This is a genomic window from Marinobacter litoralis, from assembly GCF_003336705.1.
GTDB classification, from domain to species: Bacteria; Pseudomonadota; Gammaproteobacteria; order Pseudomonadales; family Oleiphilaceae; genus Marinobacter; species Marinobacter litoralis.
The window spans coordinates 924,884-941,733 of the sequence record NZ_QMDL01000001.1 but is presented as its reverse complement, the minus strand read 5'-3'; the positions used below and the strand labels follow the sequence as shown (position 1 = coordinate 941,733).

Below are 16,850 nucleotides of genomic sequence, written 5' to 3'. Positions count from 1 at the left end.
CGAGCTTGATCAGTACGTGGGCAATTCAATATCTTCAAACAGTGCTGCAATCTCGGTACGACTGCCCTGGTGCGCCACCACACGATCAACCATCTCTTTGGTCAGGTGCGGTGCAAACCGGTTCATGAAATCGTACATATAACCGCGCAAGAAGGTCCCTTTTCGGAAGCCCAGACGAGTGACGGACGGGCGGAACAGTTTGCTGCCATCCAGCGCTACAAGATCGGTATCCACTTTCGGGTCATAGGCCATGCTGGCAATGATCCCTACCCCTAAACCAAGCCTTACGTAGGTTTTGATCACATCGGCATCGGCAGCGGTGAACACTACTTTTGGTGTCAGCCCCTTCGACTGGAACGCTTCATCCAGCTTGGAACGTCCGGTAAAGCCGAACACATAGGTCACCAGCTGGTATTCCGCGAGTTCTTCCAAGGTCAGATCTTGCCCTTGTGCTAACGGATGGTCTTTGGGCACCACAACGCAACGGTTCCAGCGATAGCACGGCATCATCAGCAGGTCGTTAAATAATTCCATACCTTCAGTAGCGATGGCGAAATCGACAGCACCGTTCGCAGCCATTTCCGAAATCTGCATCGGGGTACCTTGATGCATGTGCAACGATACGTCGGGATACTCTTCAATGAATCCCTGAATGACCGGCGGCAGCGCGTAACGGGCCTGCGTGTGAGTGGTAGCAATACTCAGGTCGCCCTTGCGCTGATTGCTGAACTCTTGGGCAATCTTTTTGATGCCTTCCGCGCGCCGTAAAATTTCGCCCGCTTCGCGGATAATGATTTCACCGCCCGGCGTGATACGCGTCAAATGCTTTCCGCTTCGAGCGAAAACTTCCAGCCCCAGCTCGTCTTCCAGCAAACGGATCTGCTTTGAAATCCCGGGCTGGGAGGTAAAGAGGCTCTGGGCAGTGGCCGACACATTCAAATCGTGGTGTGCAACTTCCCAGATATAACGCAGCTGTTGTAATTTCATTAAATCCGTCGCTCCCCGATAAGACCTTTTACCGAATAATACGCATATAAATAGGAATTTTCATTCTTTTTGGATATACATAGATCTACATCTTCAGTGTAGCTTAATTCCCCGCTTTCACCGCCCGGCCAGTGAGTTGCATCCGTTTTACTCTTGACTTGAGCACTACATAGCACACAATCGCTTATCGAAGTTATTTAGAATTGTGCTGAACCATGCTGCTAAACACCAAGTTTCTAAGGCCATCCCCCGATCGTCGAGCGGTTTCCAGAGAGCGCTTGAACGCTCTTCTTGAGCGCTCCGGCAATAAGCGGCTAAATTTGGTTGTAGCCCCCGCAGGCTTCGGCAAATCTACGCTCGCTAGCCAGTGGTGCGCGCAAAACACCTCGCCAACAGCCTGGTTATCACTGGACACCCATGACGACCAACCCAGGCAGTTTTGGCAATACCTGATTGGCGCTTTTGAACACGCCGGTCTGATGGGGTTGGAAGAGGCAAAAAAACAGCTGTCACAAGCGTCCGGGGACGACCTCACGGCCGTCATCACTTGCCTGATTAACACACTGGCGACTGAAGACAAACCTTGGTCCTTAATACTGGATGACTACCACGCCATTTCTAATAGCGACATTCATCGTCAACTCGCATGGTTTATTGATTACCTGCCACCCGGCATGCTGGTAACCCTTGCGTCTCGTACCGAACCACCTCTACCACTGGCCCGTTGGCGCGTCCGCCGACAGGTCCAGGACATTTATCCCAGCTTGCTGGCGTTCTCCGAAGAAGAATGCCTTTCGTTCTTCCGCGATACCATGGCGATGGACCTGACGGAACCGGAAATCCGTGCCATTTGCCGGCGCACGGAAGGCTGGGTAGCTGCGATGCAGCTATCCGCTCTATCCGGTAAAGCAAGACAAGAGCCTCAGGGGCAAAGCACACTTACCACGCCTATCGCAGTTGAAGGCAAGCTGATCAGTGACTACGTGTTAACGGAGGTGCTTGAACAGCTGTCCGATGAACTTACAGATTTTTTGTTGGACACAGCCTGCTGCCCCAGGCTTTGTGCCTCCCTTTGCAATACCATTCTGGAGCGAACTGACAGTGACGAGAGGCTTGAGTCTCTGCTCGCCCAGAATCTTTTCATCATCCCACTGGATAATCGCAATGAGTGGTTCCGTTACCACGACTTGTTTCGCGAAGCCCTATTACAACGCGCGCGCATTATCGATGGTGAAAAAGCCGATGCGCTGCAAAGGCGCACCGTAAACTGGCTGCTCAGTCACGGTCATGTGCAGGAGGCCATTGCCCAGATTGTTAGCAATGAGGATACCGAGCGATTAGCCCGCGTTCTGGCGGAGCATGGCAACAACCTGATTCACGGCGGCTTTCATTTACCCGTGCTGGAATGGCTCAGGTACCTGCCCGACGAAGAGGTGCAGGAGAACCCACAACTGATGATGCTGAAGGTCTGGGGGCTCTATTTTGCTAATCGTGTTGACGGATTGGAGCCGGTTCTGAGTCAGGTAGAAGATTTATTGGATCGCCAGGTCGCCGATTCTCACCCGGATGCAGAGGGCGCGTTGGCGATCCAAGCAGAGTTATCGCTGATACGTTCGTATTTGGCCCGCAGCCGAAACGACGAACAAAACGCATCGAACCTCACTCGTCAGGCGTTGAAGGATATCGATAACAACCAGATTCCACTGAAATCCGTTACCTATTACGGGTTAGGGCTGGATTACTTCGGAAAAGGCGAGCTTAACGACGCACAGGAAGCTTTAGAAGCCGCGGTCCATTTTGGGCAAGTGGAACGCAAGCCCAGCACGGTACTCTCGTCCGGCGGTCTTTTGTCATGGATTCAATACCATCGTGGCGATACCGAACTGGCACTTGAAACCACCACACGCATACGTCGATGGGTGGATGAGCATTACTCAGACCCGAGCCAACCGAGACTGATTTCGTGCTGGCAAAATTCGGCGCTGACGGAAATATACCGGGAACGAAACGAACTCGAATTGGCGGCCAGCTATCTGGCTCCGCTGCTTGAGCATGTCGAGAACGGTACCGAGCCCGGCCAGCATGTGGTTATACAATATGTACGCGGCCACTTGGCGTTTAGCGAAGGAAACGTGGAAACGGCTATTGAAGCCCTTGAAGATGCGTTGTTTGTTGGCAACAAACGCCGCGAACATATTGTTTTCGAGCCACCGGCAGTCTCTGCCCTGCTAGCCCGATGCTATCTGGCCATGGGAGATCAGGCGAAAGCCATGCGCTGTATTGAGCCAGCCATCCGGCAACCTGCGAATAATCCGCTGAACCGTGAACAAAATCAGATCGCGTTGGCTAGAACCCTCATTTCCGGCGGACAATACCGCGAAGCCCAAGACACGCTATCAACGCTGATCCCTATTGCCGAACGCAATGCCCACAACCGGCACTTGGTCGAAATACTCTTGGTTTATGCGGAAGCCCTGCAACACGAAGGCCGATCAGAAGAAGCTATGGCGATGCTGGAACGCGCTCTGCACAAAGCAGAAGATGCCGGTTTTATGCGGCTATTCGCTGAAGAATCCGAGACACTCAAGCGCTTATTGTTCGACTTACCCCGACTGAAAACACCGGGGCGCTGGAATCGGGAGTTGCTGGCCATGCTTGAAAATCAGCAAACCGACACCCATAAACATACCCAGATGACTCCGCCCGCTGCGCGTCAGACACAGATTAAGACTTCAACGGCAAGCTCACCGCTTGTAGAACCACTCAGCCTTCGAGAGCAAGAAGTTCTTCAACTGATTAACCAAGGCTTGGCCAATAAGGACATTGCCGTGACAATGGCAGTAGCACCCGCCACTGTGAAAGCACACATTCGTAACCTGTACAGCAAGCTGGGTGTGGGCCGCAGAACCGAGGCTTTGGCCAAAGCACGAGAGCTGGGCTTACTGGACGACTCACTCTAAAGTGTGACTCGCGTCACACTTTTCTGAAATTAAGCCTACCTACTACGCCTTTAGGACGATCCTTTTACGCCCCCTTCCGCCCTATGATGAATCCATCGTGAGGTTAACGCCTCACACGAGATCTGAAACTCAGGCCTTCAGTCTCCTTGTTACGCGTTGTTTGGACGCCCGGGTTCGTTTAGAACCCTTTCTACAAGAGCCACCCCTTTCGGGCTGGCTCTTTTTTTTGGAGGAAACGGTAGGCGGGATTAGTGTTCGATTAACCGGCGGAACGGAGGCAGTGCATCCAGCAACAACTGACCATAACGCCGGGCGACAATGCGGCGATCAAGAATGGTCACACGCCCCGTATCTTGCTCGGTTCGCAGTAGACGCCCTACCGCTTGAACCAGCTTCACCGAGGCATCAGGCACTGTGATTTCCATAAAGGGATTACCACCCCGCTGAGTCACCCACTCCGCCAGGCTAGCTTCAATGGGATCGTCGGGCACCGAAAACGGCAATCGGGTGATCACCACGTGATGCAGATATTTACCCGGTAAATCGATGCCTTCAGCAAAACTGGCAACACCAAAGAGAACGCTGGCTTTACCTTCATCAATCCGGCTGCAATGAGTTCGAAGCACTTCGTTCTTGGCCATGTCGTCTTGAGTCAGAATCAGCTCGGGATATTCCGGTGCCAGCGCGTCCCTCACTTGCTGCATTTGCCGGCGAGAAGTGAACAGCACCAAAGTAGCTTTCTCGCCTGCCCATAAGTCCGGCAGGCGTTTAATCAGCGCATCGCCAAAGCCGTCATCCGTCGGCATGGCTTCAATCGCGGGTACTTCGACCGTAGCCATCTCGTTGTATTTGAACGAACTGGGCACCACCATGTAACGGCTTGCTTCCGGTAGACCAGCCCGAGACCGAAGACGGTCAAATCGCCCCAGCGCCGTTAAGGTCGCGCTGGTCAATACAGCACCATAGACTCTCGACCATAAACGGGAATACAGGAGATTGTCAGCCAACACCGGAGAACTGAACAGCGTGATGTCTTCGGCGTGCTCCCATCTTTGACGAACCGACCAACGCGCAGCCGGTGGCCCTTTGCGCGGAACCGGTTGGGCGCTTTCATCCTGATCCGGTTTTGCGGCGACGGCTCCCTCTGACCATGCCTCCCATAATCGAAGCTGCTCTTCGGCCCGACTATGAAAAGCACCAATCACCGGATACCAGGAATCAGCCGTATCACGGTCGAGTTCCGGGTCTTTGCGTTCATCGAACGCACTTTGCAATTCCTCAACCAAGGTTCCTAGGTTGCGACACAACCCGGCCGTGACAATTCGGGTTTCACCAGCCAATTCAGCCAAGCTATCGGGTAGCTCACCCTCCGGATATCGCCATTGAGCGCTTCGCCGCTCTTCGTTGAAATCCCACCCGGTATTGTGCTCGACTTCTTCGTACACCTTCGCCAGAGCAATATCGAGATCGCGCCCGGCCAAACTGATTTTTTCAACGGCCTTGGTTGCCTGAGAACCGCCCGGCAGCCAAGGCTGCATTTTCACCAAAGCCTGTGACAGCTGCTTCAGCCACTGGCGCGTCGAGTTCAGAGGCACGGAAGCGGCGAAATGGTTCAGCGCCTTATCCGGCAGATGGTGCGCCTCGTCAAAAACAAACAACGCGTTTTCCGGCTCAGGAAGAATGGCACCACCACCCAAGGCGAGGTCAGCCAGCACCAGATCGTGGTTAGCGACCACAATATCCGCGTCGTCCAGATCTTTTCGCGCTTCGAAAAAAGCACAGCTATCGAAGTAGGCGCAATGCCTATTGGTGCACTGACGGTGGTCGGTGGTGACTTGTCGCCAGATCTCGTCAGGAATTTGTTCCGGCCAGTGATCGCGGTCGCCGTCCCATTCCCGTGAACCGTAGGTGCCGAGCATCTTCTCGAACGTAGCACGGCTACTGGCTTCATCATCAACGGGGTTGTCCAACAGGAACAGCGGCATGGTGTCGCTGTCGCCATGCCCTTCATCGTGCAAGCGCGCTTCTAAGCGAGACATGCACAAGTACCGGCCCCGGCCTTTGGCAAGGGTCCAGTTGAACTTCAATTTGCTGTGTTTACGTAAGTCTGGCAGGTCTTTCAGGACAATCTGGTCTTGCAGGGCCACGGTTGCCGTAGAAATGACCAGTGTTTTACCCAAGGCCTTGGCGACGGGAATCGCAGAAATCAGATACGCCAATGTCTTACCGGTACCGGTGCCGGCTTCCACCACGCATGCCGAGGCGGGCGATGTACGTTGGCCATCATTCTCGGTGATCTCGCCCATGTACCGGGCAATTTCGGCAATCATCAAGCGCTGGCCATAGCGGGCTCGCACGCCCTTGCCAGCTAAAACATCCCGATACGCCTGCTGAATGTCCTGTTTAACGTCGTCGGTTAGCGCCATTATCGCGGGCTCACCCAATCACGAACGATTCCTACCCTAAACCGTTGGCCATTTTTGCTCAGCACCACGCCATCTTCTGTGATGTTTTCAACCAACAACGAGCCCAGGCTCTGGCCTGCGCGCAAATATCGGTTATTGATCATCACCCGGCTGGCTGAAGGGTCTGAGGAATAGATATGGCTGTTAAAGGTCAAATCAGGAACACTCTTTTGGAACGAAAGCGGCAATTCTACCAGATGCGGCACCCGCCCTTGGGGCCGTGATTGTACGGGGGCGGACACACGTTGCGGCTCGGGTTGGCTCGGCACGATTATGGTGGGTTGTTCGAACTGTGGCTCATTCAGCCCGGACTCAGCCACCGCTTGCGGCGCTTCAACCGGCTTAACCGGAACTTTAACAACGGGCTCAGGCTCAGGCGCAACCTCGGGCTGCGAACTCTCGACCGGCAAGACCGAGGAGGAAGTGCGGGCAGACTCTGCCGCAGGCACGGCTGTCGTCACGGGCTGAGGAAGTTGCCTTGCAGGCCAAAACACATACGCCAAAACTCCGGCGTTAATAATGAGCGCCAACACCACCCAAACCACCGCCGAGACCGGCTTTTTTTTGGGGCGATAGATCATCTGCACCTGCTGACCAAGGTCTGGTGCTTTACCCTGGCGGCGCTCTGCTTCGGATTTTTTTAAAGCTTCGAGTATGTATGACATAACTTAGCTGTTTCCCGCCGGTAGCTCGGCGACCAATCGCGGCACATCGGCACCCAGATCGTTATGAATCTGAATAATGGTCATGGCTCCGGGAATGCCGTCCACCGTAAGGCCTCGCAGCTTTTGATACCAGCGCACCTGATCAGCTACCGCTAATCGTTTGATGCGATCAGCTTCTTGTGCATTGCCCGCGTATCGATCCGCAAGCTCCATCATTTTTGAGCTGATCCAAAGCGTTTGGCCTTGCTTGTCGCTAAAGATGCCGTCTGCCCGCTTATAATCCGGTGCGCGCCAAAGAACCCGGAACTCGCCAAACCAATACGGTTCGATTTGTCGGAATCCGACGGTTACAGGCCCCTCGGCCGTCTTTAATATCGCGTTGCTACCCTGCAAAGTCTGCAAAACAACCTGGGTTTCCTGCCCCGGCGCTATGCGCAGATTCAGAATCGCAGGGCGGTCGAGGAATTCGAGTGTCCGGCGGGCGCCTTCTCGCTGCAAGCATTCCAGGCCCACGTTTTGGGCATGCTGGCACGGATATGGCGCCACTTCGGGATGATAAATCTGGCCCCATATATCGAAGAGTTCGACGTAAGAATCCTGTGTAGACAGCCCGTGCTGCTCCGGAACAAACTCTGTTTCATCTACGCGCGGCGACTCGTTTGGCTTTTGCGCCTCGGAAGCATTCTCTTCATCTTCCGTCGTCGCGGCCACAACCCGCTCTATGACACCCGATACTGACGGCTCATCTTCGCGCTCGGCAAGTTCTCCATTTTGCGGGATATCCAGCACCCACAGTGTACCCATAATCGCGATCAGAGCCGACGCAACCACCAACCACAAATGACTGACATTATCGCCGAACCGGTTGCGCTTACCCACTCGTTGCTTCAAGCCACCACTAACTTCCTTGGCCGCTCGTTTTATATGTAGCGGGGTAATCTGGTGATCGCCTTCCGCGTATGCACCCAGCAACGCACGATCACTGATCAGATTAATCAGACGGGGAACGCCTTGGCTGGCAGCGTAAAGTTTACGAATCGCTGCAGGGGTGAACAAATCGCCTCTTAATCCGGCCACACTCACCCGATACTGCAAATAGGCCGGCAGTTCTGCTTTGTCGATTGCATCCAAGTGGTAGCGCGCAGTCACCCTTTGGTTGAGCTGACGCAACTCTGGCAGCGCCAGAATATCCTGCAACTCTGGCTGGCCCAGCAGAACAATCTGCAGCAATTTCTTCTCGGCGGTTTCCAGGTTGGTTAACAGGCGTAGCTGCTCAAGAACATCCGCCGATAAGTTCTGCGCCTCATCAATAATCAGAACTTTATGCCGGCCAGCGGCGTGGGCTTTCAACAAGTCGGCATTGATGGCATCGACCAACACCTTGATACTTGCTTCGGGAGCATGAGCGATTTCCAGTTCATCGCAAACGGCCGACAGCAACTCACGAGCTGAAAGACGAGGATTGAGTATCAGCGCAATATCGACGTGTTCAGGAGCGTTTTCAAGAAAACAGCGGCATACCGTGGTCTTACCCGTACCCACTTCGCCGGTGATCACAATGAAACCGCCCTGCCCCTGCACACCATACATCAGGTGCGCGAGCGCTTCTTTGTGACGGTCACTCAGGTACAGGTATCGCGGGTCCGGGGCAATGGAAAATGGCGGCTCTCGAAAACCGAAAAAGTCGTAGTACATGGTTTTTAGTGCCTTGCCGGGGTGCCGCTACTGACCAACTTCAGTTCTGCAGCGCGGCGGCTTTGAGATTTCAGGCTACGCACGCAGCGTTCCAGAGTTTTCGATATACGTGCGTGAGACCGAATCATGGAGATCTTCGGCCAGGTAGACTTTTCACCCTGAAGAATCATTTCCCGCACGTATTCGGGTGTCGGGCTCGACAGTATATGGCGGTAATGGCGAAGAGAATAATTCGGCGCTATGGTCACATCTCCGGAATAGCGCTGCGCCATAATCGTATACATCTGACCGGACACTTGCCTCAACAGCTCAGGCTTGACTCGCTTCCGCAAGAAATCGAACACACCCTGCCCGTGAAACGCCACTTCCGCCTTCAATAGATGCGACGGCAAGTTCAGTAAAGACAGCTTTTCGTCTTGCCCCTTGGCGTTCAGGAACGGAATCACATGGGGATTGGTTTGGCTCACGATGGTGAAATTCACATCGTACAGGTGCATAAGCCGGTCAACAGGAAGATCACTCACCACCGAACCGTCTACAAACTTCAGGCGCGGCATGTACGGTAGAGTGTTGCCATTCAGATCTTTCTTCATCAGCGTGACCGGCGGGAACACCCCGGGCACGGCTGCGCTTGCCAACGCGGCACTCCACATCATCAGATAAGGAGAGGTATAACCACTCAACAATCGCGCTTTCTGATGAGTTTGTACCGGCGATACGCTGATATTTACACTGCGCCCTGTGCGCTGATAAGCCTCTTCAAAGGTATATTCGCCGATGTTGTCACGAAGGCACTGCTTCAGAGTGTTCTGATCCATCAACCCGTCGCCTCGAATCGCGCTGAATAAACCGCGCCACTTCCAGGCATTCAGGTTGTGGTTTTCAGGCACAAGCATTTCCGGTATTTCGGCATCGGTATGCACACCCAGAATGCCTGCAATGATGGCCCCTACACTCGACCCCGCAATCACCTGTGGCAGTAGGCCTTTCTCCCACAATGCCTTGATGACACCGAAATGGAACATACCCAGCCCCGCGCCGCCGCTGAGCAGCAGCGCCGGCCGACCAAAGCTGGTTAGGGTGTCCCGAAAAAACTGCAGCTTATCGTGCACCGAGAAATTCGGCACGGGGTGGTCACACAGGTAATCCAACGACTCACACACTTGCGTGATGTACTCTTCAACCAAGTGTTTGGTGCCTACCCGGGAGCGAGTATAAAGCGCCGGGTTACCCATGTTGCCCAAATCGTGATGAAGCCCTTCGCGCAGGGCTCGCTTCAAACGTTCAAAATCGTTTTGCTGGCGATATTGCTTAAGATTGCAGAGCCGGTCGTAGATCAGTTCGTAGTGATACAGATCCGAAGTGAAGTCTTCTTTCCACTCCACGTTGCCTTCGAGATAGTCCAACTCCAGCGCAGCCGCTTTCCACTGCTCATAATTCTGAGCATCCGCCAGCTGCTTGCGGAATCGGTTTATTCTCGGATCTTTAATCAACTTCGATCTCCCGGCGTTGCTCAGAAATCGTCGAGCATCAGGTCATCTTCGTCATCATTGGCGAAGGGGTCAGCTGTGATCTTACCATCGTTAATCAGGAATTCACGCCGCTGCAGGAAGGCATTTCTCACGAACGTGTACCGATCCCCGGAAATAATGCCTTCTGCCGGTATCAGATCCGCACGTTTGTCGACAATTTGCAGCGCTCGAAGGAAGTAAACTTCGGGCTCTTCAACCGCATCCCAAGCTGAGGGTAAAATGAAGCTGTCGGATGCCAAGCCCGTGAAATGCCGGGGGGTCGATGGCCCAAGAAACGGCAGCATCAGGTACGGGCCAGAGCCTACGCCCCAATAGCCCAGGGTTTGACCGAAATCTTCCGGCCGTTCTGGCAGATCAAAGGCCGTGGCCACATCAAAAATCCCACCCAAGCCAAATACGGTATTAAAGGTAAACCGCCCGAATGCCACTACAGCAGATTCACCCTTAAGCTGGAACAAGCTATTACTGAAATTACGAATTTCAGTCAGATTATTGAAAAAATTGGTGACACCCCGATCGACAATGTCTGGCGTAACGGTGCGGTAGGTTTTCGCGACAGGGCGAAGAACCCATTCGTCCACCGTTTCGTTGAACGAAAATACGCTTCGATTCCAGTTTTCGTAAGGATCCGCCGAATTGACGGTTGGCGCGCGCTGGCCTTCAGGCTCTTGCACGGTCTGAGCGGTGGCAGGGGTTGTGGCCGTGACGACCAAGAGCAGCAGCATTAATGCTGCGAGTATCCAATACCGAGTAGTCGTTTGAGTCATTTCAATCTCTTGGGTTGTTTAATCTGATTCCATTAGTCGACAATACCGGCGTTGTATTCTTTTTATCTCAGTCATCCGGAGGAAATTAAATGTCAGTTCAGGGAAACCTCGTCAGCTCCCTTGCCATGCCCTTACGATGGGGCGACATGGATGCATACGGTCACGCTAACAACACGGTTTACTTCCGCTTCTTTGAAGAGGCTCGTATTGTCTGGCTGGCAAAACTTGAACTTGGCGGCACAGGTGAACCTACAGGTCCCGTTATTATAAAGACCAGCGCCACGTTTCTGAAGGAATTAACGCACCCTGCCACCGTTTTGGTGGAAACATACGCAGGCAAAGCCGGAAATACCAGCCTAGATACCTACCACTTGCTGAAAGATGCCGACACGGGGGACGTGTACGCGGAGGGCTATGCAAAGATTGTCTGGATGGATAAAACCACCCGAAAATCTACCCGACTGCCAGACACTCTGAGAGCTCTGGCAGCCGAGTAAACGAACTCAGCGGTGGCGGACGACCACGCTGCCAATGGAATAGCCGGCACCGAATGAGCAGATAACGCCCAGGTCGCCGGCTTTCAGATCCTCTTTATGCTTGTGGAAAGCAATGATTGAACCGGCGGAACTGGTGTTGGCGTATTCGTCCAAAATCACCGGTGCTTCCTCAACGCTGGCATCGCGGCCCAGCACTCGACGTGCAATCAGCTGGTTCATGTTCAAGTTGGCCTGATGCAACCACATGCGCGCCAGATTGTCAGGCCCCAGCTCCAAAGATTCCAGATGGCTTTGAATCGTTGACGCAACCAGCGGCGACACTTCTTTGAATACTTTCCGGCCCTGCTGGATGAACAGCTTGTCGGGCTTGCCCACGCCGGACTCGTCCGCACGGTTCAAGAATCCAAAGTTATTCCGGATGTTGTTGGAGAACTTGGTCACCAGACGGGTACCGAGAATCTCGAAACCCTGCCCCGGTTTCACGTCTTCCTCACGCTCTACGAGCATCGCGGTGCAAGCATCACCGAAAATAAAGTGACTGTCGCGATCACGGAAATTCAAATGACCGGAGCAAATCTCGGGGCTGACGACCAGAACGGAGCGAGCCGTGCCATTCTCAACGGCATTGGCTGCAGCTTGAAGGCCAAAAGTAGCCGAACTGCAGGCCACATTCATGTCGTAAGCGAAACCCTCTATGCCCAAGGCTTGCTGCACCTCGATAGAAATCGCAGGGTAAGCCCGTTGCAGGTTTGAGCACGCCACGATGACTGCATCAACATCCGCTACGGTTTTGCCAGCTTGTTCCAGAGCTTCATTACAAGCAACCACGGCCATATCACACTGTACAGAACGCTCGTCATTGCTCCGCTCGGGAATGTGTGGCGTCATGCGTTTAGGATCGAGAATACCTTCACGATCAATAACGTGCCGGCGTTTAATACCAGACGCTTTTTCGATAAATGCAGAAGACGAGGGTTGCAGCGCCGCCAGTTCTCCGCGGCCTATCTCTTCCGCGTGCTCGGTGTTGTAAAGATCCACATACTGATTGAAAGCTTCAACCAGTTCGTCGTTTTCGATGATGGCGGGCGGCGTATACAGGCCGGTTCCGCTGATGACGGCTTTAATCACAATAACCCCACGTCATGGTTATAGAAACGGTTTTTGATAAGGCATTGCCAGAAATACTAACACAGTCCTGAGGATTTGCCCGTTGGACTATCGTTCAGTAACTGGGCTTGTCAACGCCATTGCAATTTATTAAACCCGGGTCAACGCCCATTGTTTATCCAAGCGTTTAACCGACACGGTCATCGCAGTGCCTAGCTGCTGGGCAAAAAACGACACCCGGTATTCTTCCAGCATCCAACGATACAATTCCAACTCGGGATCGCGAACACTCTGGCGCTTTTGCTGCTCCAGTTTCTTGGCATAGCGAGTCCACAGCGCATCAATGCTGTGCAGAAACTCTCGTTCTTTGCCCATTTCTCTAGGCATTTTTTCCAGCCGGATGAGCGCGGCTTCAAAGTAGATACTGAAACGGGCCAGCCATTCTGACGGCGTATCAACAAGAAATCCCGGGTAAACAAGATGTTGAAGCTGAAACTTAATGTCCGCCATACTGTTTGCCAAGGCCAGATTGATCTTGCCTTTCAATTGCTTCGCTACCTTTTGATAGCCCGTCATCGCCGCGTGAAGGCGTTCGTCGGCCAGCTCCAGCGCCGGAATAAAGTCCCCCCGATGCTGATCAAACACCCGATCAAAGCTTTCAGGATTCCTGGGAACCTCATCCGATAAAAAGTGCTCCATCACAGCGGCGACCAGCAAATCATCCAGCAACGCTTTGGCTTGCCCCACCGGGGCAAACATCAACGCAGACTGTTTAAACTTGGGCAAGCGGCGCTCCAAATCCGTTAAGGTGCTGCCAAACCGATTAATGATCAACCGAGCAATACCTCGGCGCATGCTGGTTTCTGCAGTTAGCGGATCAAGGCATCGAATCGCCCTGACCTGCTTGCCAAGATCTTCCAGTGCCGGGTAAACGGTCACTTGCATACCGCCTTTTTCGGTCTGAATCCGCTCTGGCAGCTCACCAAACTGCCAATCCGCGTGTTCAACGACCTTGGCATCATCCGTATCGTCTGATGCAGCCGTTGTCAGCGCCTTCTCCGCTTGCTCGCCAAGTTTTGCCTGAAGGTCATCCGCGCTGCGACTTTCAGCCATGACCTTGCCCTTGTTACCGGTCACCTTCAGGTTCATTCGCAGATGCCGGGGCAGCTCTTCCTCTGGCCAGGCTTCAGGGTTTATCTGCACACCCGTCATTCGCCGTAACTGATCCGCGAGCTTAACCGTCAAAGGTTCGTTGCTGGGCTGCATGTTCTCGAGCGCGGCATCCACAAAATCCGGCACCGGTACAAAGTTACGGCGAACCGATTTAGGCAGCCCCTTAACCAACGCAATGCATTTTTCCCGCAACAACCCCGGCACCAGCCATTCCAAACGACGGGCCGGGATTTGTTTCAGAGCCATCAACGGCACATTCAGCGTTACGCCATCTCGCTCACTGGTTGGCTCGAACTCGTAGCTCAAGGGGTATTTAGCCCCCTCCCATTCCAGATAATCCGGATACAGGGCTTCCGCCGACTGGTCGACCGGGCGCTGCAAGACATCGGTTTCAGTGAGCTCCATGTTTCGTAACGCTTCGGCGGACAGGTTTTTCCACCAGCTTTCGAAATGCCGACCACTAACAATGTCGTCTGGCAGACGTTCGTCGTAAAACGCCACCAACACTTCGTCATCCACCAACAAGTCGCGGCGCCGTGTCTTCTTTTCCAGATCTTCAACGGTATCCAGCATTGCCCGGTTTCTGGAAATAAACGGAGCCTTTGAGCGTAGCTCGCCTTCCACTAATGCCCGCCGGATGAAAAGATTCCGGCATTCGGCCGGGTCCACAGTGGTGTAGGGAATTCGGCGCTTGGGCACCACATCCAGCCCGTAAAGAGTGACCTTTTCATAGCCCATTACCTGAGCGCGCTTTTGCTCCCAGTGGGGCTCGAAATAGTGGCGTTTAACAATGTGCCCGGCCAACGGCTCTACCCATTCCGGCTGAATACCGGCCACCATGCGGGCGAACACTTTACTGGTTTCAACAATTTCGGCGGCCACAATCCACTTCGGACCGGATTTCGCCACTTTCGAACCCGGGAAGATCATGACTTTGCGATTACGAGTCGCCAGATATTCCCGTTTTTCGACTTTCACAGCAATTTGGCCCAACAAACCCGCCAAGATGGGTTTATGAATAGCATCGTAGTTAGCCGGTTGCCGGTTCATGGCGAGCTTTTGGTCTCGGCAAATCAACGTGAGCTGCCGATGAATATCTCGCCACTCGCGCATGTGCATCCAGCTTAGAAAGTTTTTCTGGCAGAGTTTTTTGAGCTGATTCTGGGACAACTCCTGGCGCTGCTCCTCAAACCAGTTCCAAATATTCAGCAGCGTTGCGAAATCCGATTCTTTATCGTTAAACGGCGCATGGGCCTGATCGGCAGCCTGCTGTTTTTCTTGGGGTCGCTCGCGAGGGTCCTGAACGCTAAGCCCTGCAATCACGATCAACACTTCCGCCAAACTGCCATGATCCGCCGAGGTGACCAACATTCTGGCCAGCCTCGGATCAAGGGGCAGTCGAGACATGGTGCGCCCGAGCTTGGTCACTCGCCGCTTTTCATCCACTGCGCCGAGCTCTTCCAGCAACTTATAACCATCATTGACCTGGCGATTATCCGGAGCCTCCAAAAACGGGAACCGACGGATTTCGCCCAAGCCAGAGGTAGCCATCTGCAGGATGACCGAAGCCAAGTTGGTGCGCAGGATTTCCGGATCCGTGTATTCAGGCCGGTTGATGAAGTCGGCTTCATCGTACAGGCGGAAGCAGATACCGGGCGCAACCCGGCCACAACGCCCCGCCCGCTGGTTCGCACTGGCTTGGGAAACGGGCTCTATGGGTAAGCGCTGAATTTTCGAGCGCACACTGTAACGACTGATCCGAGCCACACCGGTGTCAATGACATAGCGAATACCCGGCACCGTGAGCGAGGTTTCCGCCACGTTGGTGGATAGCACAATCCGCCGCCCGCGGTGTGTTTGGAAGACGCGATTCTGCTCTTGATTACTCAAGCGGGAATACAACGGCAATACTTCGGTGTGACGCAGTTCTGCATGCCGGAGCACTTTGCTGACAGCTCGAATTTCCCGCTCGCCCGGCAGGAACACCAACACATCCCCCGGAGGCTTTTTCTCCGAGCGTTCGTGCTGTTCGATTTCCTCAATGGCAGAAAGAATGCCGTCGGTCCAGCCTTGATCCTTGTCGTCCTCGTCACCGACCAACGGGCGATAGCGAACATCTACGGGGTAGGTCCGACCGCTCACCTCTATCACTGGGGCTTTGTCGAAAAACTCGCTGAAACGCTCTACCTCTATGGTTGCCGAGGTAATGATCACTTTCAGATCCGGGCGCTTTGGCAAAAGCTGTTTGAGGTAGCCCAGAAGAAAATCAATGTTCAGGCTTCGCTCATGGGCCTCATCAATGATCAGCGTATCGTAGCGATCCAGAAACCGGTCATGCTGTACTTCCGCCAGCAAGATACCATCGGTCATCACTTTGATTTGCGAATGCTCCGAGGTGTTGTCGGTAAACCGAACCTGGTACCCCACTCGCTGCCCTACTTGCTCCCCCAATTCTTCTGCAATGCGGCTGGACACGCTGCGCGCCGCAATTCGCCTGGGCTGGGTATGCCCGACTAAACCACGCACACCCCGGCCAAGATTGAGGCAAATCTTGGGTATCTGAGTGGTTTTTCCCGATCCGGTTTCACCAGCAACAATGACCACCTGATGCTCTTCAATGGCTTTGCTGATGTCATCAACCCGAGTACTAACGGGCAAACCTTCAGGAAAACTGGCAGGCTTGTGCAGCGCCTGTCGCTGTCGAACCTTCTCTTTGCCCCGCTCCAACCACTCGCTCATCACAGCCAAATCTTTTTCGCCGGGTAGGCCTTTGCTTCGCCCCAAGCGCCGGACAATGCTTGCCGCTTCTTGCTGATTGCATTCAGCAAGTTGACGTTTGAGTGCAGCCACCGCCGCTTTGGGGTCGGTCACACTGGATGCGGAAGCTTTATTCGGGGTTGAATCAGACATTGCTCGCCATTGGCTCTCAAAGTTTCAATCAGTGTCATCAGGCGCCACAGTCTAGCCGGAAAGGCACACTGTATAAACACAAAAACCCTGCC

At 53.8% G+C, this 16,850-nt stretch carries 10 protein-coding genes; 2 read left to right on the top strand and 8 right to left on the bottom strand.

All coding sequences use genetic code 11. The features are described 5' to 3' along the window. Positions 1-9 precede the first annotated feature (9 nt). Complete coding sequence (cysB, locus tag DOQ08_RS04335; RefSeq protein WP_114333646.1) at positions 10-987, bottom strand: HTH-type transcriptional regulator CysB; 978 nt, start codon at positions 985-987, stop codon at positions 10-12. 215 nt (positions 988-1,202) lie between these two features. Between cysB and DOQ08_RS04330 the strand changes: the two genes are divergently transcribed. Continuing rightward, positions 1,203-3,947, top strand: coding sequence for a LuxR C-terminal-related transcriptional regulator (locus DOQ08_RS04330; RefSeq protein ID WP_114333645.1), 2,745 nt, complete (start codon positions 1,203-1,205; stop codon positions 3,945-3,947). Positions 3,948-4,195: 248 nt separating this feature from the next. Here the strand turns inward: DOQ08_RS04330 and dinG are convergent, their stop codons facing one another. From dinG to DOQ08_RS04305, 5 genes are read right to left on the bottom strand one after another with little or no spacing between them, the layout of a single operon-like run. Then, positions 4,196-6,373, bottom strand: a complete 2,178-nt coding sequence (gene dinG, locus DOQ08_RS04325; protein ID WP_114333644.1) for an ATP-dependent DNA helicase DinG — start codon at positions 6,371-6,373, stop codon at positions 4,196-4,198. Further along, positions 6,373-7,077, bottom strand: coding sequence for a general secretion pathway protein GspB (locus DOQ08_RS04320; protein WP_114333643.1), 705 nt, complete (start codon positions 7,075-7,077; stop codon positions 6,373-6,375). Before DOQ08_RS04320 ends, dinG begins: the two co-directional genes overlap by 1 nt. Before the next feature lie 3 nt (positions 7,078-7,080). Next, positions 7,081-8,772, bottom strand: coding sequence for an ExeA family protein (locus tag DOQ08_RS04315; protein WP_114333642.1), 1,692 nt, complete (start codon positions 8,770-8,772; stop codon positions 7,081-7,083). Between the two features lie 5 nt (positions 8,773-8,777). Beyond that, a complete protein-coding gene (locus DOQ08_RS04310; protein WP_114333641.1) occupies positions 8,778-10,265 on the bottom strand; it encodes a DUF3336 domain-containing protein in 1,488 nt (495 codons plus the stop codon). A 20-nt stretch (positions 10,266-10,285) separates the two neighbouring features. Further along, the gene (locus DOQ08_RS04305) at positions 10,286-11,029 is read right to left on the bottom strand and encodes an MlaA family lipoprotein (protein ID WP_264756348.1); all 744 of its coding nucleotides are present in this window, start codon (positions 11,027-11,029) and stop codon (positions 10,286-10,288) included. Between the two features lie 131 nt (positions 11,030-11,160). Between DOQ08_RS04305 and DOQ08_RS04300 the strand changes: the two genes are divergently transcribed. Next, the gene (locus DOQ08_RS04300) at positions 11,161-11,568 is read left to right on the top strand and encodes an acyl-CoA thioesterase (protein ID WP_114333639.1); all 408 of its coding nucleotides are present in this window, start codon (positions 11,161-11,163) and stop codon (positions 11,566-11,568) included. A 6-nt stretch (positions 11,569-11,574) separates the two neighbouring features. Here the strand turns inward: DOQ08_RS04300 and DOQ08_RS04295 are convergent, their stop codons facing one another. Further along, positions 11,575-12,696 carry a beta-ketoacyl-ACP synthase III gene (locus DOQ08_RS04295; RefSeq protein ID WP_114333638.1) on the bottom strand — a complete coding sequence of 374 codons (1,122 nt, stop codon included), beginning with the start codon at positions 12,694-12,696 and terminating at the stop codon, positions 11,575-11,577. A 129-nt stretch (positions 12,697-12,825) separates the two neighbouring features. Further along, a complete protein-coding gene (hrpA, locus tag DOQ08_RS04290) occupies positions 12,826-16,758 on the bottom strand; it encodes an ATP-dependent RNA helicase HrpA (protein ID WP_114333637.1) in 3,933 nt (1,310 codons plus the stop codon). Positions 16,759-16,850: the final 92 nt, after the last annotated feature.

Excerpts from the sequence above, each read along its gene's own strand:
- dinG (WP_114333644.1), bottom strand. The coding sequence starts at position 6,373 with ATGGCGCTAACCGACGACGTTAAACAGGACATTCAGCAGGCGTATCGG.
- cysB (WP_114333646.1), bottom strand. The coding sequence starts at position 987 with ATGAAATTACAACAGCTGCGTTATATCTGGGAAGTTGCACACCACGAT.
- DOQ08_RS04330 (WP_114333645.1), top strand. The coding sequence starts at position 1,203 with ATGCTGCTAAACACCAAGTTTCTAAGGCCATCCCCCGATCGTCGAGCG.
- DOQ08_RS04300 (WP_114333639.1), top strand. The coding sequence starts at position 11,161 with ATGTCAGTTCAGGGAAACCTCGTCAGCTCCCTTGCCATGCCCTTACGA.
- DOQ08_RS04305 (WP_264756348.1), bottom strand. The coding sequence starts at position 11,029 with ATGCTGCTGCTCTTGGTCGTCACGGCCACAACCCCTGCCACCGCTCAG.
- DOQ08_RS04320 (WP_114333643.1), bottom strand. The coding sequence starts at position 7,077 with ATGTCATACATACTCGAAGCTTTAAAAAAATCCGAAGCAGAGCGCCGC.
- hrpA (WP_114333637.1), bottom strand. The coding sequence starts at position 16,758 with ATGTCTGATTCAACCCCGAATAAAGCTTCCGCATCCAGTGTGACCGAC.
- DOQ08_RS04315 (WP_114333642.1), bottom strand. The coding sequence starts at position 8,772 with ATGTACTACGACTTTTTCGGTTTTCGAGAGCCGCCATTTTCCATTGCC.